General features: G+C 49.5%; 24 protein-coding genes, 1 tRNA gene and 1 riboswitch. Of the genes, 8 read left to right on the forward strand and 17 right to left on the reverse strand.

Annotation, left to right across the window (positions count from 1 at the left end):
* Nucleotides 1–170: 170 nt before the first annotated feature.
* On the reverse strand, nt 171–350 hold the full coding sequence (locus tag NZD86_RS18760) for a hypothetical protein (protein ID WP_268043580.1): 180 nt from the start codon (nt 348–350) through the stop codon (nt 171–173).
* Between the two features lie 289 nt (nt 351–639).
* On the opposite strand from NZD86_RS18760, the gene NZD86_RS18765 reads away from it, so the two are divergent.
* From NZD86_RS18765 to NZD86_RS18785, 5 genes are all read left to right on the forward strand, one after another.
* Nucleotides 640–714 (forward strand) — tRNA-Asn (locus NZD86_RS18765).
* A gap of 256 nt (nt 715–970) precedes the next feature.
* Entirely contained in the window at nt 971–1,795 is an 825-nt protein-coding gene (locus tag NZD86_RS18770; protein ID WP_268043581.1) for a helix-turn-helix transcriptional regulator, read from the forward strand.
* 201 nt (nt 1,796–1,996) lie between these two features.
* Nucleotides 1,997–2,479, forward strand: coding sequence for a DinB family protein (locus tag NZD86_RS18775; RefSeq protein WP_268043582.1), 483 nt, complete (start codon nt 1,997–1,999; stop codon nt 2,477–2,479).
* Between the two features lie 15 nt (nt 2,480–2,494).
* The gene (locus NZD86_RS18780; RefSeq protein ID WP_268043583.1) at nt 2,495–2,998 is read left to right on the forward strand and encodes a DinB family protein; all 504 of its coding nucleotides are present in this window, start codon (nt 2,495–2,497) and stop codon (nt 2,996–2,998) included.
* A 291-nt stretch (nt 2,999–3,289) separates the two neighbouring features.
* Nucleotides 3,290–3,823: a methylated-DNA--[protein]-cysteine S-methyltransferase gene (locus tag NZD86_RS18785; RefSeq protein WP_268043584.1), complete on the forward strand. Its 534-nt coding sequence runs from the start codon at nt 3,290–3,292 to the stop codon at nt 3,821–3,823.
* A gap of 67 nt (nt 3,824–3,890) precedes the next feature.
* Here the strand turns inward: NZD86_RS18785 and NZD86_RS18790 are convergent, their stop codons facing one another.
* The 7 genes from NZD86_RS18790 to NZD86_RS18820 all read right to left on the reverse strand — a co-directional run bounded on the left by NZD86_RS18790 (nt 3,891) and on the right by NZD86_RS18820 (nt 12,129).
* The gene (locus NZD86_RS18790; RefSeq protein ID WP_268043585.1) at nt 3,891–4,826 is read right to left on the reverse strand and encodes an ABC transporter substrate-binding protein; all 936 of its coding nucleotides are present in this window, start codon (nt 4,824–4,826) and stop codon (nt 3,891–3,893) included.
* A gap of 15 nt (nt 4,827–4,841) precedes the next feature.
* Nucleotides 4,842–5,879 (reverse strand): ribonucleotide-diphosphate reductase subunit beta, encoded by a 1,038-nt coding sequence (locus NZD86_RS18795; RefSeq protein ID WP_268043586.1) that lies wholly within the window; start codon nt 5,877–5,879, stop codon nt 4,842–4,844.
* Nucleotides 5,880–5,921: 42 nt separating this feature from the next.
* Complete coding sequence (locus NZD86_RS18800; protein ID WP_268043587.1) at nt 5,922–8,204, reverse strand: ribonucleoside-diphosphate reductase subunit alpha; 2,283 nt, start codon at nt 8,202–8,204, stop codon at nt 5,922–5,924.
* A 155-nt stretch (nt 8,205–8,359) separates the two neighbouring features.
* Nucleotides 8,360–8,553: riboswitch (cobalamin riboswitch) on the reverse strand.
* Between the two features lie 160 nt (nt 8,554–8,713).
* The gene (locus NZD86_RS18805) at nt 8,714–9,466 is read right to left on the reverse strand and encodes a hypothetical protein (RefSeq protein ID WP_268043588.1); all 753 of its coding nucleotides are present in this window, start codon (nt 9,464–9,466) and stop codon (nt 8,714–8,716) included.
* Nucleotides 9,467–9,532: 66 nt separating this feature from the next.
* Nucleotides 9,533–10,063 carry a hypothetical protein gene (locus NZD86_RS18810; protein WP_268043589.1) on the reverse strand — a complete coding sequence of 177 codons (531 nt, stop codon included), beginning with the start codon at nt 10,061–10,063 and terminating at the stop codon, nt 9,533–9,535.
* Between the two features lie 26 nt (nt 10,064–10,089).
* On the reverse strand, nt 10,090–10,800 hold the full coding sequence (locus NZD86_RS18815) for a hypothetical protein (protein WP_268043590.1): 711 nt from the start codon (nt 10,798–10,800) through the stop codon (nt 10,090–10,092).
* Nucleotides 10,801–11,037: 237 nt separating this feature from the next.
* Complete coding sequence (locus tag NZD86_RS18820; protein ID WP_268043591.1) at nt 11,038–12,129, reverse strand: CotH kinase family protein; 1,092 nt, start codon at nt 12,127–12,129, stop codon at nt 11,038–11,040.
* Between the two features lie 417 nt (nt 12,130–12,546).
* Here NZD86_RS18820 and NZD86_RS18825 point away from each other — a divergent pair, with 417 nt between their 5' ends.
* Nucleotides 12,547–13,095, forward strand: coding sequence for a hypothetical protein (locus NZD86_RS18825; protein WP_268043592.1), 549 nt, complete (start codon nt 12,547–12,549; stop codon nt 13,093–13,095).
* Nucleotides 13,096–13,292: 197 nt separating this feature from the next.
* On the opposite strand, the gene NZD86_RS18830 is transcribed toward NZD86_RS18825, so the two are convergent.
* From NZD86_RS18830 to NZD86_RS18865, 7 genes are all read right to left on the reverse strand, one after another.
* A complete protein-coding gene (locus NZD86_RS18830; RefSeq protein ID WP_326492679.1) occupies nt 13,293–13,652 on the reverse strand; it encodes a hypothetical protein in 360 nt (119 codons plus the stop codon).
* A gap of 206 nt (nt 13,653–13,858) precedes the next feature.
* Nucleotides 13,859–16,045 carry an alpha-galactosidase gene (locus tag NZD86_RS18840; protein ID WP_268043593.1) on the reverse strand — a complete coding sequence of 729 codons (2,187 nt, stop codon included), beginning with the start codon at nt 16,043–16,045 and terminating at the stop codon, nt 13,859–13,861.
* 453 nt (nt 16,046–16,498) lie between these two features.
* On the reverse strand, nt 16,499–16,906 hold the full coding sequence (locus tag NZD86_RS24530) for a trimeric intracellular cation channel family protein (protein WP_326492599.1): 408 nt from the start codon (nt 16,904–16,906) through the stop codon (nt 16,499–16,501).
* A gap of 68 nt (nt 16,907–16,974) precedes the next feature.
* Entirely contained in the window at nt 16,975–17,448 is a 474-nt protein-coding gene (locus NZD86_RS18850; RefSeq protein WP_268043594.1) for a helical membrane plugin domain-containing protein, read from the reverse strand.
* On the reverse strand, nt 17,414–20,416 hold the full coding sequence (gene fdhF, locus NZD86_RS18855; protein ID WP_268043595.1) for a formate dehydrogenase subunit alpha: 3,003 nt from the start codon (nt 20,414–20,416) through the stop codon (nt 17,414–17,416). The genes NZD86_RS18850 and fdhF overlap by 35 nt, the downstream gene beginning before the upstream one ends.
* 152 nt (nt 20,417–20,568) lie before the next feature.
* Complete coding sequence (locus NZD86_RS18860; protein ID WP_268043596.1) at nt 20,569–20,937, reverse strand: Na-translocating system protein MpsC family protein; 369 nt, start codon at nt 20,935–20,937, stop codon at nt 20,569–20,571.
* Entirely contained in the window at nt 20,934–21,272 is a 339-nt protein-coding gene (locus NZD86_RS18865; RefSeq protein ID WP_268046945.1) for a winged helix-turn-helix transcriptional regulator, read from the reverse strand. Before NZD86_RS18865 ends, NZD86_RS18860 begins: the two co-directional genes overlap by 4 nt.
* 187 nt (nt 21,273–21,459) lie before the next feature.
* Between NZD86_RS18865 and hxlA the strand changes: the two genes are divergently transcribed.
* Both hxlA and hxlB read left to right on the forward strand, forming a co-directional pair.
* Nucleotides 21,460–22,092 (forward strand): 3-hexulose-6-phosphate synthase, encoded by a 633-nt coding sequence (gene hxlA, locus NZD86_RS18870; RefSeq protein WP_268043598.1) that lies wholly within the window; start codon nt 21,460–21,462, stop codon nt 22,090–22,092.
* Nucleotides 22,093–22,100: 8 nt separating this feature from the next.
* Nucleotides 22,101–22,658: a 6-phospho-3-hexuloisomerase gene (gene hxlB, locus NZD86_RS18875; RefSeq protein ID WP_268043600.1), complete on the forward strand. Its 558-nt coding sequence runs from the start codon at nt 22,101–22,103 to the stop codon at nt 22,656–22,658.
* 84 nt (nt 22,659–22,742) lie between these two features.
* Here the strand turns inward: hxlB and NZD86_RS18880 are convergent, their stop codons facing one another.
* Complete coding sequence (locus tag NZD86_RS18880; RefSeq protein WP_268043601.1) at nt 22,743–23,369, reverse strand: TetR/AcrR family transcriptional regulator; 627 nt, start codon at nt 23,367–23,369, stop codon at nt 22,743–22,745.
* Between the two features lie 20 nt (nt 23,370–23,389).
* On the reverse strand, nt 23,390–23,698 hold the full coding sequence (locus tag NZD86_RS18885; RefSeq protein WP_268043602.1) for an alpha/beta fold hydrolase: 309 nt from the start codon (nt 23,696–23,698) through the stop codon (nt 23,390–23,392).
* Nucleotides 23,699–23,898 lie beyond the last annotated feature (200 nt).

The raw sequence follows: 23,898 nt of genomic DNA on the forward strand, positions 1-23,898 counted from the left end.
TCTCTAGTGACTTCATATCCTTCACAAACTTTGTCGGCCAAATCGGCCCAATCCCGAATCGCAGCGATTTGAGACACATGGATCCCTCCTATATTGTTAACCAACATTATATCACTGGTTAACAATCCGGGAGGCTCAAAAAACCACGGATAGTCTTACAGAGATCCACCTTAAAAACAGTTATTCTCACACGACGATGTATACCCAGCCCATTCATGTAATGAAATGTGGGCTTTTCCGCCACAGTCCGGGCATTGAAAAGTAGCTTCGATTTGGTTCTCATCTGTCATCGTGGCTAGGGCCCGTTCTTCCGCCTCAACAATGAGACGTGAACGTTCTTCCGGAGTCATCTCCCCACCTCCATCCGCTTTCAGTCGAACCAGTACCATACATATTCATGTCCGATAGATAATACCTTCCCTAATCACAATGAAAAAATTCACAATTGATAGGTATTGCTCGATCTCCGAGTCATGTAATAACTGTAAGACCATCTCTTTAAGCATTGGACGATCCGTCAAATTTAGCGTATGGGAAATTGTCACAACTTGCAAAATGCCGGAATTGATCTATGATAAGAGAAAGAGGCAGTTGCAGTATCTCCTTTCTTCCTCTTCTGAATTCAATGTCCATACATATTCCTCGATAGCTCAGCGGTAGAGCATCCGGCTGTTAACCGGAGGGTCGTAGGTTCGAATCCTACTCGGGGAGCCAATCTTACTTCCCACTTTCGCTAATGCTTGTTCCTTTTTTACCGTGACAACTTCAGGTCTGAATAGCTGTCATATCGTCGAATCTCGTTTAAAACGTCCAACTTTCCCCATCCACCGTAGGCAGTAGGCGTATCATGATCAAATAGGGAGATCCCGGACTCTGAATTTTCCCGTCAAAATTTAATAGACTTGCACCTATCCGCAACTGGTCGGGCTATGCTTGTTCCAAAGCAACACAGTTGTCAGGGGGCGATGGCATGGCTAAATCCGATTGTATGTTGGCAATTGTATGGCTTCTACGATCACGAGGCCGTATGACAGCGAAGGAGCTAGCGGAAACCCTCGAAAGTAGCGTGCGCTCTGTCTATCGGTACGTTGACTCTCTATGTGCAAGTGGTGTGCCTATCGAAGCGGAATCAGGACGTGAAGGTGGGTACCGGTTACCAATCTCTTATGAAAGCGCGCCCCTGTTCTTTACTGCGGAAGAAAGAACTGCGTTAGCACATTCCGCTGTGTTCGCGCAAAAGGCTGGATACCCATTTACCGCCGAACTGACTGGCGCCCTTCGTAAAATCGAGTACTACAGTACGCCAGCACAACTGGAAGACGTAGCTCTTCACTCAAATGGCCTGCACGTGATGGCCACCGTAGACCATAGTACCTACAAAAATACACTTGCTGACTTGGAGCGAGCGATAGCGAACGGTATAACCGTGCAAATCACATACCGTAAAGCAAAGGGACAGACCCATGTTGTGCGAGAAGTTGATCCGTACGGTCTCGTACACTGGCGGGATCGCTGGTACGTCGTTGGATACTGCCACCTTCGTGTTGAGGTTCGGAATTTTCGCGTGGATCGTATCAGTGAATATTTCGAAACGTCCTTCAACTTCACACGCCCCGAAGGTTTTTCGGCGTCCGATTTCTTCGCCGCCAAGCAAATCAATGCGACGACAACCGCGGATAAACTCGACCGTGTGTTACCCTGGTGGGCGACAACGATGCCATCGATGATCTGTCAAAACATTGGTTCATGGGTCCACGTTTGGTGTCGCAATCATCGAATGAAGCACTGTTTTTAGTAGAGGACGAAGCACTCTTCTCATATCTCCCCCACCTTCTTCTTCCATTCGGACGATCCGTGCGAATCATTGAACCATTATCCCTGAAACGGCGCATGGTCGAGTTGCTCTTGGAACTAGTTGACCATTTTGGCGATGTTCACTGACCGTAGCTGTCAGTGAACACATGTTATCGTTTGAGGAGAAGGAGGCGAGTGGCTCATGGAATTTGACTGGAAGACGTGGTTTATCGATGTATGGGAGGACAACCGGCGTCTGACGAACAACGTGGCCCGTACACTTGTGGCAGCCGAGGCGATGGACAAGGTACTTGTTGAAGGTATGCGACCGTTTCGAGAGCTACTGCTGGAAATCTTGGGTATGGAGCGATGGAATGTCCGCGGTTTGGCCTACGACCAGTGGGAATATGAAGCTCCACCGGAAGTCTTGCGTACCGCTCCTGTCGCCGAAGTATTGGATTATGGCACGATTGTTCGTGAAGAGACGAGACAATTGTGGCCAAACATTCCCTTCGCCGAATTCGTCAAAATGCGGCCGTCTCCCGCACCGTTTGTTCCAGAGGGCACCGCAATTGAGCGGCTGACGTACACGCTGGAGAACGAGATTCACCATCGTGGGCAAGGATACGTCTATGTGCGTTTGCTGGGGCAAGAGCCTCCGGCGTTTTTCATGCGCCAAGAGTGATATGGAGGAGACTTCGTGGGCGACACAATTGAGTTGTATCAGTATCATGTGTGGGCTAATGAGTCAGTGTTCAAACACCTCAGTAACCTTCCCAAAGATGTATACCGGAAACCCGTACAGAGCGTATTTCCAACTATCGGTGACACACTCGCGCATATATACATCGTGGATAACGTATGGCTGACGGCTATGTCTGGTGCCATGGAGAACTTCTCTTCATTGTTGCCCAGTTGGCAAGAAGAGGTCAAAGATGCTACGTTCGAAAGATTTTACGAAATATTTTCAAAGCTAGCTAGCCGGTACGAGTTATTCCTGACAGGCGAAACGGATTTAGATGCCATCGCAGAGTACTCACACCCCACTTACGGGACATTGCGGGCAAGATATAAGGATATCGTTCAGCACGTAGTCAACCACGGTACGTACCATCGCGGAAACATATCGGCCATTCTTCGGCAGCTTGGATACACGGGCGCTTCAACAGACTATGTGTTTTATTTGTATGACTTAAATCGGTAAGGTAACGATGCAGTTATGTGTACCTTCACGCTTTCTGATTTTGGACCCAGTTTGCGCGCAGCGCTGGGTCCAAACGCGATACAATGTACTTCCCCACGTAGCGACTCTACTTTTATTAACATGACCAATGAATTAGTCACCCCCGAATGTCTTACTTTCGTAATCTTGCCTTGTCATTCTGTCCCCCTTACGTCGATCCAACGGACCAGATATACTAAAAAAGCCCAGGAGGTGCGCCATCAAGTTATCGTTTAACTGGGAAGTGTGATCAGTTGAGTAGAGGTGAACAATGTGAATGAAGCGACGAAGGTGTACTGGGGTTCACTCACCCATAACGGATGGACGATATACGCGGCCTCAACCACCCAAGGACTATGTTGTGTAACCTTCCCAAATCAGACCTTTGTCGATCTGTCCGGTTTTGTCTCAAGCCGTTTTCCAAACGCTAATCTTGAACAAAACGAGCACCTTCTAGCTCCGTACATGGTAGAGCTAGAGGAATACTTGGAGGGACACCGAACCTATTTTTCGATCCCGCTGGATTTACACGGAACCTCTTTTCAACAGTCGGTGTGGAACGAGCTATTAAACATCCCCCACGGCCAGACTGCAACATATTCAAGTATCGCTACATCTATCGGACGTCCGTCAGCAGTACGTGCAGTTGGGACGGCAATTGGAAAAAACCCAATCGCATTTATCGTGCCGTGCCACCGAGTGGTCGGCAAAGATGGATCGCTCACTGGCTACCGTGGAGGACTCGACGTCAAATCGGCGCTGCTAAAATTAGAAGGTATGGAAGTCTCGGAAAAGGGCTGCCCATAGCCGAACAGCCCTTTCGCTCGCATAATGGCGGGAGATTCCGGAACACTAGGTTCCTCAGCTAATACGATTATCTTGAAGTGCCTATGGAGGTTGGGAGTAAGTTTGCAAGACTCGAGACTTTATGTCGTAGGCTCTCTGGAAGTTCAAATATGTCTGGATGAAACAAAGATGCTAAAACCTCGACACCGTCGATAACGGTCGATGCGCTCGGTTGTGTAAACATATCCGCGTCAGCAACATAAACGCGATCGTGAATGACTGCCTGGAGATCGTTCCAGCCGGACTGTGTCATCTGGGACACTTCTTGCGCAGCTCTGGCGACATCAAATCCACAAGGCGCAATGACCAGAACCTCCGGATTATACTGAACAACTTTTTCCCAACTTGTCACGACAGAATACCCAGATGGATTCGACAGCATATCAACGCCGCCAGCGATGGAAATTTGATACGGAATCCAGTGGCCGCAGTTATAGACAGGATTCATCCACTCCATTACCATCACCCGGCGCAAGGGAGCGCCATGTGACCGAAGGACATCGATTACCCGGGCAATCCGCTCCTTCAGCCCCGCCACATAGGCTCTTCCCGTATCCGCTTGACCCAGTGCTTCCGCAACGCTTAACGCATTGTCGAGAATATCTTCCAAATTCCTGGGAACGAGAGGGATGACAGTGGGAAACCGAGTCAATGAACCCAAGGCACGCTCTACATAGGACGTACCGATCTGACATACATCACACACATGTTGTGTAAAGGCAACATCCGGCTGAATGGACTGCAGCAGTTCCATATCAACATAGTAGGGCGACTTGTCGGCGGCTGCATACTCACTTACGACGCGATCGATCTCGGCCGACGTATAGTGGTTCCCCTCCAGAATCGAATGAACGATCTTCGGCCTGTCGGATACGCATTCAAATGTAACGCCCGACAGATGTTCCTCAAGGCCCATGTCGTAAATCATTCTTGTTGCTGCGGGTACAAATGAACATGCTTTCACCTTGTCGTCCCCCTCTTACAACTCATCCCACTTTAAATTCGCCGATTTCGTGTAGTTGGTCACCTTTTGCTCAAAGAAGTCTGTCTTCGTCGAATTCATTGCGGCAATCTGGTCGACCCAACGCATCGGATGTTCCTGTACGTCCGGATAGAGCGGCGCCATGTCCAATGACTTCAAACGAAGGTTGGCCAAGTATTTGATGTATTGGTCAATCAGGTCATTTGTCAAGCCGGAAATGTGTCCGTCGGTCACGTATTGACCCCATTCGATTTCATGTTCCACTGCTTGTTTCATCATGGCTCGGAGTTCCTCAATTAGGCCCGGCGTCACAAGATGCGGATTTTCCCGAGCGATCTCGTCAAAAATATGCCGAAACAGTGCCAGGTGAGTCAGTTCATCTCGCTGAATGTACTTGATTTCGGATACAGTCCCCAGCATTTTCCCCTGTCTTCCCAATGCAAAGAAGAAGCTAAACCCGGAGTAAAAATACACGCCTTCGAGAATAAAATTCGCCATCACCGTCCTAACCAAGTTCTCGTCGCTGGGATCTTGAATGAACTGTTCATACCTGTCCGTAATGAATTGATTCCGCTCCAATAGATGTTTGTCGTTGCGCCACTCATTGTAGATGCTGTCGCGAATATCAGCGCTGACGACGGAATCCAGAATGTAGCCATAGGACTGTGAGTGAACCGCTTCCTGAAAGGCATGTACGGTTAAACACAAGTTCACTTCCGGTGCCGTGATGTATTCATTGATATTCGGCAGGTTGTGTGTCTGAATACTGTCGAGAAAAATGAGAAACGAGATAATCTTATTAAAGCTTTGTTTTTCGTGTTCGGTTAACGTGGCATACTGACGAGCATCATCCCCGAGTGCAATCTCCTCCGGAATCCAAAAATTCCCCATCATGGCTCGATACATGCGATAAGCCCACTCGTACTTGACGTTGTTTAACTCCAGCAGGTTGGTGGTGTTGCCGCCGATGATGCGGCGCTTTCCCCAGTCCCGCTCTCCCACTTCATTAAATAGTTTTGTTCGTTTCAACTGCACAATGTCCATCTCCCTATATAAATATGCCTGCTCCCGATCACGTTAGGACGAACAAGCCACACAGTCCTCCACTTCGACTGACTGACTGCGAACGTAATAAACGGTCTTGAGCACATTCTTCCACGCCTGAACATAAAGGTTTAGAAAGTCACGAACGTGTATGTCAGGGGTGATGTACAGGTTAAATGACTGTGATTGATCGATGTGCCGTTGGCGAACGGCACAAGCACGGATGCTCCATATTTGATCAATCGTGTGCGCCTCTTTGTAATACCAAAATGTTTGCTCATTTAAATTCGGTGCGGTTTGAGGAATGACCCCATTCTTCTTCTCCTCGAGAAAAAATCGCGAAAACACTGGATCAATCCCCGCTGTGCTTCCGGCTATCAAGCTCGTGCTGCTGGTGGGCGCAATCGCGAACAGGTATGCATTGCGAATCCCGTGCTCTTGAACTTCTCTGCGCAGCCAATCCCAGTCAGGGCCACCTTCGCGGCTACGGTAGTTACGATGATCAAAATAGTCCCCCGTATGCCAATCTGAGCCCTCGAATAACGGGTATGGCCCCTTTTCCTTGGCCAGCTCCATCGATGCCTTGATGGCGAAGTAATTGATCCACTCAAACAACTCATCGATATGGTGCAAGTGTTCCTCCGACTCCCACACAATCCCCCGTTGAGCCAAATACTGATGATATCCACTGACGCCGAGTCCGATTGCCCGGTACTTGCGGTTCGTGATTTCAGCCTGCTTCACCGGATAAAAATTCAGATCAATGACATTGTCCATACTGCGAATTTGGGCGGAAACAATACGTTCGATTTGCTCTCTCGAATGACACCTTCCGATATTCAGAGACGACAGGTTACACACGACAAAATCCCCGGGTTCATACCGAACAACGATAGTCCCATCGTCAGATGACTCTTCTGTGAGCCGCAGCGGACTCATATTCTGCATAATTTCCGTACAAAGATTGCTGCAGTAGATCATGCCAGCATGCTTGTTTGGATTGAGCCGGTTCGCCGTATCACGAAAGAAAATAAATGGCGTCCCGGTCTCGAATGCAGATTGCATAATTCGCTTCATGATATCGATAGCCGGAACTTCAACTCGATCCAAACGGGAATGATCGATACACGCTTGATATCGCTTTTCGAACTCGTCGCCCCACGAATCCTCCAAGCGAAACCCCATCTCCCGTTCAACTTCGTACGGGCAAAACAAGTACCACATGTCACGGCTCTCTACCCGACGCATAAACTCGTCCGGTATACAGACACCGGGAAATATGTCGTGGGCTTTTAGTCGTTCGTCACCATTGTTCGTCCGCAACTGCAAGAAATCGTGAATGTCCTTGTGCCAGACATCGAGATAAATAGCCACTGCCCCACTCCGTACGCCCAACTGATTGCAACTGACGGCCGTGTTGTTGTAATTCTTCACCCAGGGAATGACTCCACCGCTTGCACCTTTATGGTTTCGAATCGCAGAACCTCGCGCGCGAATCTTTCCCACATAAATCCCCATGCCTCCGCCAAACTTTGACACGCGAGCGAATGCTTTGTCCGTTTCATAAATACTGACGAGATCGTCCTGCGGCATATCAATGAAACAGGAACTCAACTGATGAAATGGCTTGCGCGCGTTGCTGAGTGTAGGTGTGGCCACGGTAGCCTCAAGTTTACAGAGGACATCGTAAAACTGTTTCGCCCTCGTGAGCCTATCGGATTCGTTCATGGCTAAGTGCATAGCAACACCCATGAACAGCTCTTGTGGCAACTCGAGAATCTCCTGCCCCTGCCCCTTGATCACGTATCGATCCATGAGCTGCTTCAGCCCAACATAATTGAACAATAAGTCCCTTTTCGGTTGTATGTACATGCCCAATTCATCGATCTCGTCTCTTGAATATGTCGCCCGTATGTAGCCTCCGTATCGCCCCATCTCCTCCAACTTGACAATGAGGGGGTAAAACTCACCATACCCATTGATAGAAACATACCCACGATTCCGTCCAGCCTCTTTATAGCATTCAGCCAACAGCAATCGCGCAGCGACGAACTGCCAATTTGGCTGTTCCACCGATGTCTTCTCAACCGCAACTTGAATCAGCGTCCTCATCAATTCCCCCGAGGACAAGCCATCTTGCAAGTAGCCAGACAGGTTCAGCTCCAGATCAGATGGACTACATCCTTCCAAACCTTCACATGCTCGAACAATGGTGCGACGGACTTTCGTGAAGTCAAACGGTACAGGACTTCCTGATCTCTTGTACAGTGTGCGGATCTTGTCCAACGTCGGCATTTGTACATCGATTGTGCTCATACTTGTTTCCTCCCGCCATAAACACAAATAAAAAACACCCCATCCCGACGAGGAACGGAGTGCTGTCAGCTACGACTTGCCATGCGGATTAAAAAACATGTATTTCACAAATCCGACAATCGCATCCAAAGCCCTGCCCAATCCCTCGTGGGAGTCTTACAAGTACAAACCTGGCAGGTCTCCGGACTTGGATTCATCTGCAAAAACTAGCCTTCCCCGAATCATCGAGTGGCCGGTGACAAGCACCAACAGCTTCGCATCATTCCTTACCGTGGCGAGGACCGCTCCAGAATTTCACTGGATTCCCTTTTCACCCACATGCGTGGGCACCTGGTTTGCATATCAATTTGTATCATGAATATACCACTACATATTGTGTCTAGCAAATAAAATCACCGCGAAGAAACACCACATCCATAAGTAAGGCCCGTGGGCCGTACCACGAGCCTATATCATGTAGCGGTTTTCCGACTTCCTGCACGCGCAACTTTCTACATCAGCTCGCCTTCCTAACGAGCTTTGCGAGCATACTTGGAAGAATCCGACGACTTGTATCGACGACCAGTACTCTTATGCCTATCTTCGGATTGTCGATTCTTTCGATCCGAAGATGACCTTGGGATGTAAAGCAAGAGGCTTGAATCATTCTTTTCGGATGAATTCCTCTTGGAATCATGCCGCTGTTTGTCTTTGCTGCTTGAACGGTTTTTCGAGCTGAACTCAAGGACCTGTGACTCCTCCCCAGAAGCTTTCTGTTCTGCAACTTCGGAGTCATTCTCGGACTTGTCGGAATGGCTACTCGTTTGTTCTGACTTTGACGAATCCGTCGAGTCGGAGCTTGAATTCGTACCTTCGCTCTTCGAAACAGGTTCCGAAAAACTCGTGATGTGACGAATACGATAGTGCACCATATGCTTCATATCAAGTAGCATGCTAATGTAGCGATCGTCAATTTCACTCAAAATACCGGTTTTAGCCAGTGCGTCACTGTCAACTTTGACGACTTTATTATGCATGGATTCCAAGAGCTCCTGGAAGGTATCCGGGCCATCCAGGCCTGGCCCTTGAGGCATCGCCAGTTCTGTGTGATCCGTGATCACCGATTTTATTTTTCGATATGGCACGTGTCTGACTTCGTAATCAGCCGTCATGAGTGACAAATAGTCACTGCCCAGATATGAAAGTACACCCGTGTGTTGCAGACCATGTTTGTTTTCCAGCAAGATGTGGGTACCAACCATGGGACGGAGTAGTTCTCGCATGTTCTCACCCTCCCTGTAGAGAGACAAGTGTTTGGCACCAGCTACAGCGTCAATCACTCGCTACAATTATCTTGATTCCTTCTTGTCTTTTCCTCGACCGGACTTGTTTTCACCCTTGTCGTCATCCTTGTTGTTTCCTTTGTCATTCTGTCCCTCGATTTCGTAAATTCTCGAGACGGAACGAATATGGTAGAGAGGATAGTGAACAAACTCCTTCATATCGTGAACAAGCGTGATGGAATCGTGACCAACTTTCATCAGCACACCTTTTATAGCGTTCGGTCCACCGTGGTTTACTTGAATTAAACAATGTTTCATCCGTTTGAGTAGGTCGTGAAAAGTCTCTGCCTCGATTACTGGAATCTCAGAGTAGTAGTCTCTCTCATCTTCTTCTCGCTCGGATTTGATCACAGGAGTGACCGGTTCACTTACAGTCTTAATGTGGTGCATCACACAGTACAAGACCCCATGTTGTTCGGTTCTCAATACCAAGTAATCCCGACCCATTCCTTCCAACGCGCCAACTACCTTGTCGGGCCCACCACGCTCTAGTTGAACTGTACGTCCAATTGAACCTTCCAGAAACTCAAAAGACATTTCGTTAGCCCCCTCTGAAATATGAACTAGGGTGTTGTAACACCTAGGATGTCGTGTCGTTCAGCACCCCAATCGTAAGATTCAAAACTAGTGATGCTCTTTACGTGATGCAACGGAATGATCACTCTCACGTTGGGCGCTGTAACAAGTTGAATTTGTTCATCAGTACATGTACTTAACAGCCCGACGACCTCTTCTGGCGTATTGCTTCCCAGTTTCACAGGCTCACCGATGTAGAGTCCGAGCAGATCTGTAAACCTGTCTGGATAAGCACGGCTTTGCGTATGCCGGCTTACCCATGCTGAGAATTCTGGTTGTAAGTCAACGTCCCCTATGGGAACTAGGGCCGTAATATGGCGCATGGGCACAAACATCAGTCCATCCGGAATGACACACAAAATGACATAATCATCTTTGACATCAAAAATGAAAGATGAAGCACCACGCAATCCACCAGATTCTACCTTAACAACCTTATGATGTAGGTCTAAAAGTCTATCCCTAAGTCCTTGCAGGTCGCGACAGGGTGGATCCCTTTGTTGCTGTTTCTGATCAGACTGATGAAAGCTTTCTATACATTCCAGTACCTGGACGTGTTCAATGGGAAGGATGACCGCCCCCACAGCATCGTCATCAACCACAATGAAGTCGCGTCCAATTTCGATTGTGTGACCCCTATACTCTTTGGTCCCGACTCTCACTATCACTGCTTTGGTGATGAGACTGGAGTACGACAATGGTATCCCTCCCTTCGTCAGAGTAGTTTGTTCACCTTATTCCGCCAAAAAATTTACGGAAACGGGGCAAGTGGCTAATTTTATCTATAGACAGCCAGTCCGGAGGCCCATAAACGCGGGACTGATAAACTTGGAGATATGGATATTCGCTGTAAACGTATGACGTTCCGTAAAATCCGGAAAATAGTGAACATGCCTGCGCTCTTTGTAGTCTAGACAGACATCAGCCGCGATTCGTTATAGCAAGTCTTCCAGGTGATCACATAAATAACGCCGGCGGTTTTCAATAAAGTTCAAAATTGTATCTACCTCTTGTTCAAACTCCTGTACTTGTGCTCGTTTGTAAGGATCCTGTAGTACATAGGGGCGTATGCATTCAAACAAATGCAGGACTTTTGGGTTTAAGTGTTTAGGCGTAAACACAGATTCGAGAAGGCATTCCAACAAATTTCTGTATCGATGACGAAACTCTGATACGTCTAGAATCCTTGCGGATAGAGTGTTATATCCCTCAATTGGCACGTAGTCGTAATCCAGAATCTCGCCTCTGATGTCTCGCCCAAAGGTTGCGTCAAAATCCCAGGGAAAAATTTCATATAACCCAGTCTGAGGATTGCAATACAGCGCATAGTTTTGTATAAATCCATCGAAGTTCTGTGTAAACACAACACCTGCAAGCCATCTTAAGTACTTGTCAATATCTATCCAATTCCGTATCTGAACACCGAATTCAGCCCTGGGAATGGTGTTAATCGAATAAATCAATTGGCGCAATTGCTCATCGGAACGCTCGTCCCCGCACTTTCGCTCGTATCCGTCATCAAGTCGAGACTTAGCCGCGTGATCAATGGCGCTGATCAACGAAAAGTTTGCGTCGTCGTTGACGGCGTAGTGAATGCTGCCAAACGGCAGAGATCGCCTACGCAGAAAATACTCGTCCACGGATTCTAGTCGCAGATAAACTCCTGCTGGCGATCCGTTTACTGTTAAGAAGACGTGCTCACAATCTGGAGAGTGTACGCCCAGTTCACGAAATAACTCCAATGACAGTCTGTTTCGTATCATGGAAGGATCGTTATACTCTGCATTTAGGTGGATTTCTCTTACCAATCGATTCCCTGGTGTTTCAAACTCCACGCGGTAGGATTTTTTCGGCATTTCTCTGATATGCGATCCTCTATACCCCACTTGAACATCGCATCTCACTCCACCCATCTTCAGCTTTGCTTCCACCGGATCGTCACACCATATGTCCCGCCTTAGTTCACGCACATCGTTTGGATGAATAAACAACGAGTAATGGTCAAGTTGTGCGGTGAGCTGTGTCATGCCACAACACCCCTTCGATTTAAATCGTTTATCTATTCTAGGGAACACACGTGCCCTACAACACTGTGCAATCGCCTAGTATAGACACCTTTCGGGCCTATTACGGTAGGTTGCGATGGGCGATTATCCATCACATTCTTCATTTGGGAGAAACGCACACACACTACATCAACGCGGCCAGTACCCTATAGGAAAAAGTCTCTGTGCGGAGGGAAGTAGGCTTCTGCCATTCCTGCGTACGCCTGTTTCGAGAGTTATGTCAGGACATTTTCAAAACACGAAAGGAAGAGGTCATGCCCATGAGTACTGCGACGCTAGACATTCAAGAAATCATTGAACAGATTCCAGATCAATCAATTGTTGAAATGTTCATGCAACGGGATCCGGTCGAGTGTGCCTCGAAGAATAAGGGATCAGGTGGGAACAGACACTCTGGCGGTGGCGGACGCTCTGGTGGTAACAAGCGCTCTAGCGGCGGTGGACGTTCCGGGGGCAACAGACACTCTAGTGGCGGCGGACGTTCCGGGGGCAACAAGCACTCTGGTGGCAGCGGACGTTCCGGGGGTAACAGACACTCTAGCGGTGGCGGACGCTCCGGTGGAAACAAGCACTCTAGCGGCGGCGGACGTTCCGGGGGCAACAGACACTCTAGCGGTGGCGGACGTTCCGGGGGCAGCAGACACTCTAGCGGTGGCGGACGTTCCGGGGGCAACAGACACTCTAGCGGTGGCGGACGTTCCGGGGGCAGCAGACACTCTAGCGGTGGCGGACGTTCCGGGGGCAGCAGACACTCTAGCGGTGGCGGACGTTCCGGGGGCAACAGACACTCTAGCGACAAGAGGCACTCTAGTGACAACAGACATTCTAGAAGCAGCCAACATTCTGGCAATAGAGACGGATCCAGCAGATCCAGAAACAAAAATCGCTAAACTGGAACACGGGTCTCTCAGAAGCCTATTAAGTTAAATCGATTATGCTTATACAAGTCTGCTGTTACTAACAGTTCCACACAAACCTGGGAGCTACTTGATCCGTACGGTAGCTCCCTTGCTAACACAACAAGATTTCAATTATATGGGTGACTGCTGAGCCTCACGGGATGAGGTGAGCAGTCTGGCTTCCGGTGTTATTGCGTCTCGCATGAATGATCTTATCACGACAGCCTAACCTTCGAACGCCGTATCGACGTCGATCCGGTAAAACCTCACACAATTTTCGCCAAATATATCGGCGAGATCGGTTGACGTGAGTGACTTGGGTAACAACTCTGCGAGAAGATCGTGTACCTCTGCGTAGCTGATTTGCACATGACACCTGGATACGCGTCCCGTCGTAATACACACGATCTGTGCGTCAAGCGACAACATACCGGAATCGCACCATGTCATTTCCTGGGGAATCCATGAAATACAAGCCGCGGCCCTCGACTTTTTGCCGTATTCCACAACGCCGAGAAGAGGAACCGTTTCAGCCTTGCTGATACAGCCGAGTGACTTTTCTTCAATGGTTTTGATGGCTGACAGCTATATTCCCTGGTGATGGATTCCCACCGCGCATGTCTGCTCCACTGCATGCCACAGCTTCTTCAAATCGATCTACACAGTGAAGTAACTTGGACGCTATTTCCGGAGTTGCTGCACGTCACACCTTCTTTGATGCTCGCCAGCGTCGACATGGTTTCTCGCCCCGACGGAACCATCCGCCCGAACGTAGCCAAGAAAATGGTAATTTATACTTGTGTCAAGTGCCACGTGAAGCTTTTGAAATCGCCGTCGACAACGGGGACATTGAGACCGACGTACATCAACTGATCCCCGCCCACTTCCGATTCCATGCCAGATACATGGTATTTGAACCTAGGTTCGAGCCCCTTCAACCTCAGTGTTACGAGGCGAGGATCTGCTTCGGCGAGAGTGTGAACGTAGGTGACCAAAGCGGATCGTCTGTCGTTCGACACATACATCCACGCTGATGATCCCTTGCCATTTGGGTTCAGTAGACGGTAGAGATGACCAAACTGAACCAATTCGCGAACAGACTTGTAAAATGTCACCTGGTCTTTAATTTCCTTGCGTTCCTCGTCCGTCAGTGCCATCAGGTCCAGTTCATATCCGAACGTACCCGCCATCGCCACGTGACCTCGAGTTTCAAGGGGCGTTGTTCGGTACACTTGGTGGTTGGGAACGGCCGATACGTGTGCGCCCATGCTGATGGCCGGATAAGTCAAACTTGTGCCGTATTGAATTCCCAGACGTTCGATGGCATCGGTGTTGTCGCTGGTCCACGTTTGGGGCATGTAATACAACATCCCTGGATCAAAGCGGCCCCCGCCACCTGAACAACTTTCGAAAAGAACATGCGGGAACGCCGTCGTCAGTTCATCCAAGACTCTGTACAACCCAAGCATATATCTGTGTGCTGTTTCACGTTGCCTCTCTGGCGGCAGCAGAGCTGATCCGATCTCGGTCATATGCCGGTTCATGTCCCATTTCACATACTCGATATTTGCGCTGTTCAGGATGGCTGAAACCATTTCCACAATGGCGTCGCAGACGTCGTCTCGGGACAGATCCAACACCAGTTGGTTTCGCGATTGGGATCGTGGCCTGTTCGGGACGTGCAGGCACCAATCTGGGTGAGCCCGGTACAACTCGCTGTCAGGCGACACCATCTCCGGTTCGAACCACAAACCGAACTTCATGTTCTTGTCGTTGATGCGCTTTGCTAGATCGCAGAGTCCCTCGGGAAGTTTACGCGTGTTGACAAACCAATCTCCAAGGGAACTTTTGTCGTCGTCCCGCTTGCCGAACCAACCGTCATCGAGAACGAACAATTCGATCCCCAACTCGGATGCCTGAGCGGCCAATGCCTCAATTTGGGCCGTATCAAAATCAAAGTAGGTAGCCTCCCAGTTGTTGATGAGTACGGGCCGAATTCGGTCGCGATGGGTGCTGCGGGCTAGGCGTGATCGGTACAGTTGGTGAAAGTCACGGGACATCTCTCCTAAACCGTTCGCAGCGTATACGAGCACAGTTTCAGGTGTCTGGAAAACCTCTTTCGAACCGAGCAACCAAGTAAAATCAAATGGATTGATCCCTATCCCAACTCTTGTCGTGTGGTACTGGTCGACCTCCGCAAAAGCGTCAAAGTTTCCACTGTATACCAGATTTAACGCGTAGACGTCACCATGATCCTCTGTCGCATCCGCGCTCATGATGGCAAAAAACGGGTTGTGCTGGTGACTGCTTGCACCTCTTCGACTATTGATGGATTGCATTCCTGGTCGCAGCGGCTGCCGGACGGGAATGCGTTCTCGTCCCCACGCCCCAGATAGGTGTAGGACATCGAATGAGTCATGTGGAAAATCGACATTCGCACTCAGACAACGCAAAAGTCGAATCGGGCTTTCGCCTTCGTTGACAAAGCGCGCAGAGCGTGTGATGACATTCATCTGCTCAAACGTTGTATAGGACAAGGTAACCTGCAGGTCAGCTTGCTCGTCAACCAAATCGATCTCGAGCGTCGTCGCCTCATCATCGCTCTCCACGTAGGTTGCCGGCAGGCCTCTGAGCGCTGGCTTACCTTTAAAGATGCGGTGGGTTTCGTATCTCAAGTTGGATATCGTAGACCCATTCTCCAGTTGAACTTGATAAGCTGGCTCACGATAATCCGTGTTCCCGTATGCTGGATATTCTTGTGGCAACGTATCTAGGTTGTACGTGTGACTTGGATCGACGGGGTTCGGCGAAAAGCTCCTCTGTGGAATATGGCGCAAATATGCCGTGTTGACAGATTCGATACGCTGTCCCCAATACAGATGAGCGAGGTGCCCGGTATCCAAAACTTCTATTAAATAACTCGTCTTGTGTGTCTGTAGATGAAATACGCTGTTTGACTCGTTGTACACAATGGTCACAGTCCAACACCCGCAATTCTTTTTAATTAATTGAATTTTCTTTTATTCAACGGAATTGATGAACCTAGAATTTTCCCGATACGTCCCGTAAACGCCCACAGCATTCGTGTGGATCACTCCAAATATAATATCGTATTCACACTATCATAAGACTAAATATCGCAATCAGAAGTACAGGGCCCGCACCTAACGGTGGAGCCCTGCACTTTGTCATCATGTATTGGAAACTAATGTCGTGTCCGTTATCTACGGAAGTTCAGTTTGTCGCGCAATAGACCATATTTTTGCCGAACAGCTACCATTCGGGCGAAGACCACCACTGCAAACAGAAGAACGAGTGGAACAACCTTCGTAAATGTATCCCCACCCAGCCACACGGCCAAACCGACGACAAGGGTTAGAATGGCATGGACTTCTTCTTGCAGGGCGATGGGCTTGCGACCGGCAAGCAGGTCACGAATAACCCCCGCCTATACCTGTGAACAGAGCGGCCATAATGGTCATGCCCAGGTTGTCATTTATGTGCTTAGCGTAAAGCGCCCCTTGGAGCGAAAATGAAGCCAGTCCAATCGAATCAAAGAAGAACCCCCACTTTTTCCAGTGGCGAATCCACTTTGTGGATAAGAGAACGAGAACCGCTAGTGTTCCGATGACGAGTAACAAGGTTTCGCGATCCCAAAGGCTAGTCACAGGTACACCAATCACGGTATTACGAATGACACCGCCACCAAAAGACGTTGTGAGTCCTAAAACAAACACACCTATGATCCGATACTTAACCTGTAGCGCCACAAACGCCCCACTTGCCGCATATGCACAAGTGCCGATTCCGTGCAAGATAAGCCATCCCAGGCTCTCCACGTCACTGCCTCCCATGTAATAGATACCGTCATTGCCTGACAGTCAATGATGACAACCAGAGGTAAGAACTAGAGCTTTTGCCCCATGCCTTGCGCAAGTCCAAGGAGTAAACTCAAGGTCCGGTTGATACTCGGGTCTCGGAGTGCCTTGGCGAGATCGAACAAGCCGACTCGCTTTCCTGACTCCAAGTTGTCCTTTCCGCGCTCCAGACCGGATACAAGTGCCTCAGTGAGGGTATTCAGCTGGTCAGGGTCCAGCTTGCTCACCATCCCTACAGCGGACATAGCATTCTTTATCGTGTTCAAAACAGACGGTTTTAGAATCTGTTCCAAGACAATGGATGCAACTTTTTCCTTTGAGTTGAGTAACGCATGCAGAATTTCCAACAGCCCACTGTCGTGCAGGTCTTGAATCAGCACGAGAAAACTGCGAATGGCTTCTCCATGTGCGGCAAACGCTTCCCGCATTTCCTCTGCAGCTTTGTCCTGTTGCTGCTCCTTTATCGGTTCACTTCGTTTGATGTTGATGGTCGGTTCGGCCACTCTTCGTCACCTCCCTAGCTTGCTGTTCAACCGGGACGTAACCTGGCCGCTTCCACTTTCGCCATACTTCAACGCCCTGCTGAGGGTTGCGTGTGCCGAAACGTGGATTGTTCTTCGGTAATGGGCGGCGGCCTTTATCCCGCAAGACTTCCATCCGCACGTATGTCTCTTTATACGCTGGTGTGTCCGTTCGCACGTCCGTGGTGGGCCCTGTCAGCAGATTGACAGCAGCGTCCTCACTTGTCGTGTTCATCGGCAGATATAGCTCTTTTCCATGGACCCTATCCGTGACGACGACTTGAACTTTTACCTGCCCGTAGCGAGATTCCAGCCGGACAAGCGCACCGTCTTGAATGCCTCTCTCCTGCGCTAACTCCGGCGAGATCTCAACGAACGTGTCGGGTACTTTTTTCTGCAGCCCCGCAGATTTATTCGTCATATTTCCTTCGTGGAAGTGCTCCAACAGGCGGCCATTGTTCAAGTGCAAATCGTAGTTTTTATCCGCTAGCATAGGCGCAATCCAGTTTGCAGGAACAAGCTCTGCTTTCCCGTTTGGCTTTGCGAACCCGTCGGTGTACAAGAGCGGCGTGTCCGTGCCGTCGGGAGCGACAGGCCAAAGCAGGCTGTTGTATCCTTCGATCCGATCGTAGCGAACGCCAGCAAAAATCGGTGCAAGCGTAGCTGCCTCATCCATGACATCACTTGGATGCTCATAGTTCCAATCAGCACCGAGGCGATTGGCGATCATCGTGATAATCTCCCAGTCCGGCTTCGAATCCCCAAGCGGTTCGAGTACTTGATACAGACGTTGAATGCGGCGTTCTGTATTCGTAAACGTTCCTTCTTTTTCGAGGCTCGGACTTGCAGGCAAAATGACATCAGCAAACTGCGCCGTCTTGCTGAAAAAGACGTCCTGTACGACAAAGAAATCCAAGTGGCTGAGCGCCTCGTGAACGTGGTTTGCATTCGTATCGACCCACGCCATATCTTCACCCATGAGATACATACCGCGAAGTTTGCCTTCCAAGATGGCGTTCAGCATAACCTGGTTGTCCATTCCGGGTTGAGCCGGGATCGTCGAACCCCAAGCCGCGTCAAATTTCTTCCGAGCTGCATCGTCACTGACCAATTGATACCCCGGCAACCAGTTTGGCAACGTGCCAAAGTCGCACGCACCTTGTACATTGTTGTGTCCGCGGAGTGGGAATGCTCCAGCACCTGGGCGCGCGTAGTTTCCGGTCACCAAAAGCATGTCGCTGATGGCACCGCTTGTTTCACTGCCACCACGCTGCTGGGTTACGCCCATCGCCCATAAGACCGCTACACCGTCCGCCTCGTGAATCATCGTGGCCATTTCGATGAGCTTATCTTGCGAGATGCCTGTTACCTGCTCGGCATATTCCAACGTGTATTGGCTGAGGGATTTTACATATTCGTGAAATCCCAGAACTTTGTCGTTTAGGAAGTTCACATCGTGCCAATTTTGGTCGATGATGTATTTCGTGATGGCAGACAGCCAGACGTGGTCTGTCGCCGGATTAGGTCGAACGAATAAGTCGGCACGTTCTGCCATTTCGTGCTTGCGAAGGTCGACAACCATCAACTTTTGTCCGTTCAGTTTATGGGCACGTTTGACACGTGTCGCGAGAACTGGATGAGCTTCTGCTGGATTGGCACCGACGATGATGACCAGGCCGGCTTTCGCAATGTCCTGAATCGTACCTGCATCCCCGCCGAGTCCCACTGTCCGCATCAATCCGTCCGTTGCTGGCGACTGACAGTACCGCGAACAGTTGTCAATGTTGTTTGTCCCAATGACGCCTCGGGCCAATTTCTGCATCAAATAGTTTTCTTCGTTCGTCACTTTGGAGGAAGAGATGAAACCAAGTGCATCCGGTCCGTACTGTTCTTTAATTCCACCCAGCTTCTCTGCAACCAGCGTCAAGGCCTCATCCCAGGTCGCTTCGTAGAACGTATCCCCACGGCGAATGAGCGGAGTGGTTAAGCGTTCTTCACTATTGACGAAATCCCAACCGAACTTGCCTTTAATACAAGTTGAGATGCCATTGACCGGTGCATCCTCGGAAGGCTCAATTTTGAGAATATCGCGACCCTTGGTCCACACGTCGAACGAACATCCCACACCGCAGAAGGTGCAAACTGTCTTTGTCTTTTTGATCCGTTGTTCACGCATGGCGGATTCCACCTCTGAGATGGCGAAAATCCCGCCGTAACCCGGCTCGACTTCTTTGATTAAGTCGATCATAGGATTCAACACGTTTGACGGTGTACCGGACAAAAAACCAGCCTGCCCCAGCATGGATTTTTCCATGAGAGCATTCGTGGGGCACACCGATACGCAGTGTCCGCACGAGACGCACGATGACTCATCTATCGGCACATCGTCATCCCAAATTACTCTCGGCATATCGCGTTCCCAATCGATAGAGAGCGTCTCGTTTACCTGCAGGTCTTGGCAAGCCTCCACGCAGCGGCCACAGAGAATGCATTGGTCCGGATCATACCGATAGAACGAGTTGGACATGTCCTTCTCGTAGCCTTTTGGCCGATATTCATATTTTTGGTGCTCAATCTTCATGAGCTCGGCAGTATTGTGAAGGACACAGTTGCCGTTGTTGTTATCACAGACTGTACAGTACAGCATGTGATTTTCCAGAATGCGATCCATTCCCTCCGTGCGCGCAGCACTCGCCAGCTTCGTGTCCGTTTCAACTTTCATGCCCGGCCGAACCTGTGTAGAACACGAACGCACAAGCTCTCCGTCGGCTTCGACCATGCACGTGTCACACGTCTGGATAGGACCTAAATTGGAATGATAGCAGACATGGGGATGCTCGATGCCGTTGTCCATCATGGCCTGTAGAATCGTTTGATCATCGTAAGCATCATACTGTTTCCCGTCGATCTCGACAGAAAACTGAACGCGCAACGTACCCGAACTGCTCATCGTGGAACCCTCCTAGAGAAAAATAAAAACTCCACCAAAACCAGCGTCCCAATGAGGAGGAAAGCTGGTTTTAGTGGAGTAGTTCAAAGCACGTCCTGTACTTTTGTGCCAATCCACAATTTCTTCAATTGACCGTATAATACTATCAAAAATTAGGCTTGGTCGTCGAGACCCAATGGCTTATCAAACACATACACCGTGACGGCCGTATCTAGATCCACATCAAAGTCACAAAATAAGGTGACTAACTTCGCTCCCACAATGCGCTCGACCTCAGAGCGCAAACCCTCATCCTTGTACAGCTCTTTGATGAACGTCGTACGCAGTTCTCGAACTAATCGTTTACCATCCTCCGAGCGGACAGCGAATTTCTCCACACTGGTCAGATTTCCCTTTAGCTCACAAACTGCCCATGGACCAATAAAGCGTGTGGTGATATGTTCAGGGCCTTTCCCGACATGCTTCTTGCGAACTTCCCTGACAAGATTGCTAAACTCATGTGAAATTTTAGCTGTACTCATTTTACCTCCGCTATATCGATGTTCATATCCTTCGCATAGGACTTTCCCCAATCGTACATGAGCTCCAAGATTGGGATCAGTTTCTTTCCGTGCTCCGTAAGCGTGTACTCCACTTTCGGAGGCACTTGTTGATACACTTTGCGATGGATAATCGCGTCGTCTTCAAGTTCCCGCAACTGCGCGGTCAACATCTTCGGTGTTACTTTCGGCAGCAACCGCCTCAACTTGCTAAACCGCTGCGGGCTGTCCAACCCGATATGCCACAGAATGATCATTTTCCACTTGCCGCCAATGACCGACAGAGTTAATTCCTTTTCACAGTTAAAATCGGTCATCTTCAAGTCGATTCCCCTCCGTTCATAGTTTCCATTTAGGTACTATATCACGAAAAAGTATGTACTACACACTCAGGCCTATTGAGTATATCATAAGCCCCTGTGGAGCATATTAGTCGATGCAGTACACAGGGCCGTGTCTCATCGACGCCGCGACTTTAAAACAATTCTGGGAGTGGATGGATTTATGAAACTTCAATTAGCGCTCGATCTCGTCAACATTCCAGAGGGAATCGATCTCGTCAAAGAGGTCCAGGACTATATCGACATTGTCGAAATCGGGACGCCTATCGTGATCGACGAAGGGCTTCACGCTGTCAAAGCCATGAAAGATGCATTCCCGTCACTAGAAGTCTTGGCCGACTTGAAAGTGATGGATGCTGGCGGGTACGAAGTGATGAGAGCATCTGAAGCGGGTGCAGATATCATCACGATACTCGGTGTCTCAGAAGACGAAACGATTCGAGGCGCTGTCGAAGAGGCCAGGAAGCGGAACAAAAAGATCCTTGTGGACATGATCGGTGTCAAGGACTTGGAAACCCGAGCTAAACAAGTGGATGCACTCGGCGTTGACTATATCTGCGTTCACACAGGTTATGATCTTCAAGCAGTTGGGCAAAATTCATTCGACGACCTGCGCACAATCAAAGGTGTTGTCAAAAACGCGAAAACAGCCGTTGCCGGCGGTATCAAGTTAAACACACTGCCTGAAGTTGTCAAAGCAGAACCTGATATTGTCATTGTCGGTGGCGGTATCACCGGCGAATCGGACAAGCAATCCGTCGCACGCGAAATGCGAAATATCATCCAACAGGGATGACGCAAGATATGCAGATGAAAGACTATGCAAGCGCAGTTGTTCTGGAACTGACACGCACGATGCAGACGATTTCGGACGAGGAACTAACGGATCTCACCGCTAAAATTATCAGCGCGCAAAAGGTCTTTGTGGCTGGCGCTGGACGGTCAGGTCTCATGGCAAAAGCGTTCGCCATGCGTCTGATGCATCTCGGTATACACGCCTATGTGGTAGGCGAGTCAGTCACGCCACAGTTTTCCGAAGGTGATTTGCTCATTGTTGGTTCCGGTTCTGGGGAAACGAAAAGTCTTGTGGCCATGGCCGAAAAGGCCAAAAGCCTACGCGGTTCTGTTGCCCTGGTCACGACGGCTTCTACGTCAAGCATTGGCCGACTGTCGGACGTGGTCATTCACATACACGCTCAGGCCAAGCAGGAGACCGGTGACGGATCGACGACCATCCAGCCGATGGGCTCTCTGTTCGAACAGAGCCTGCTGATCCTATATGATTCCCTTGTCTTGGGACTTATGGAACAAAGAAACGAAACGACACAAACAATGTTTGCAAGACATGCCAACCTCGAATAGGCCCATCACGGACACGGGTTCACGCTACGCGAACAACTGCCTTAGGGGGCTGCCCATTAGGACAGCCCCCGTCTATAAATCGCGTCATGAACCGGGAATTCTCACGGGATCTCTCGGTCCTCCAGGTAGTACACTTCCCACTCCCCACCACAAAAGTTGAACGAGACGGTGAGCCTCTTCATCTGGATTGACTTGTTGGCGCGTCATCAGCAACTCACCTGCCCGCTGTCCCACAACCGCTTGAAAGAGAAAGCCAACGTCTTCCACCTTGATTTCTGAGCGCAGTTCTCCTGATTTAAACGCATCTTCCGCAATTCCGACCACTTGCAAAAATTGTTCACGTCGCCATGTCAGCAGCTTCGTAGAGAGCTCATCAGACAGTGCAGGCGATTCCTGAAACAGCAGTAGATATAGACTTTGGTTGGTCGCAATTTTACGTAAGTAAATCGCCGCCAACTTCTCGAGTCGTTCCAGACATGTATCGCCTGCACCGGGACCCGAGTGTAACGCTTCAGCAATTTCCTCCACAAGAGCAAACAACACTTGGTCCTTGTTTGAAAAGTACTCATACATAGTGGTTCGAGCAATTCCAGATTTCCGGCCGATATCTTCCATACTTACATTTCGGTACCCCTCTGTCTCAAACAATTTCAAGGCGCAGTTGAGAATTTCCCTCCTGCGTTCAAGTGGATTTTTTCGTACACGTGTCATGCTTGTCTCACCATCCAAGTTCACCAAGAAAATCGTGAACCATATGATGTCCCGGCTAGTACAGCCCGTTCAATTTCCAACTCATCCAGTAACAGTTTCACATCATCACATTGTCGATCCAGCACGCTGCCAATTGGACCAGTCAGCCTTCCCGATCGACCGTTTCCCCGCACGTCCGGGCATATCACTCGCCACTGTCTAGAGAAAGTCTCCACTTGTGGTTCAAACATTTGATTTGAGGCACCCAGCCCATGAATAAATACGATTGGGTTTCCTTCACCATTGTCCGTATAAAAGATGTGTGTCCCATTTATGTGCACCAACGGCATTTTGAAACACCCCTTAGCCATTCATACCGACACATTGTCGGTACCTAAGAGGATTATACCGACGATGTGTCGGTAAAATAGGTAAGGCATTATTGGTGAAGTGTTTGATGGGTCGAGGGGCGGGACCGTGGGAAGCAGTGGGGCGAAGCTCGGATAACGGGAGCCCGCTATTGCGGCGATCACCCGACCGCCGCTCAAGC

This window comes from Alicyclobacillus dauci (assembly GCF_026651605.1).
GTDB lineage: Bacteria > Bacillota > Bacilli > Alicyclobacillales > Alicyclobacillaceae > Alicyclobacillus > Alicyclobacillus dauci.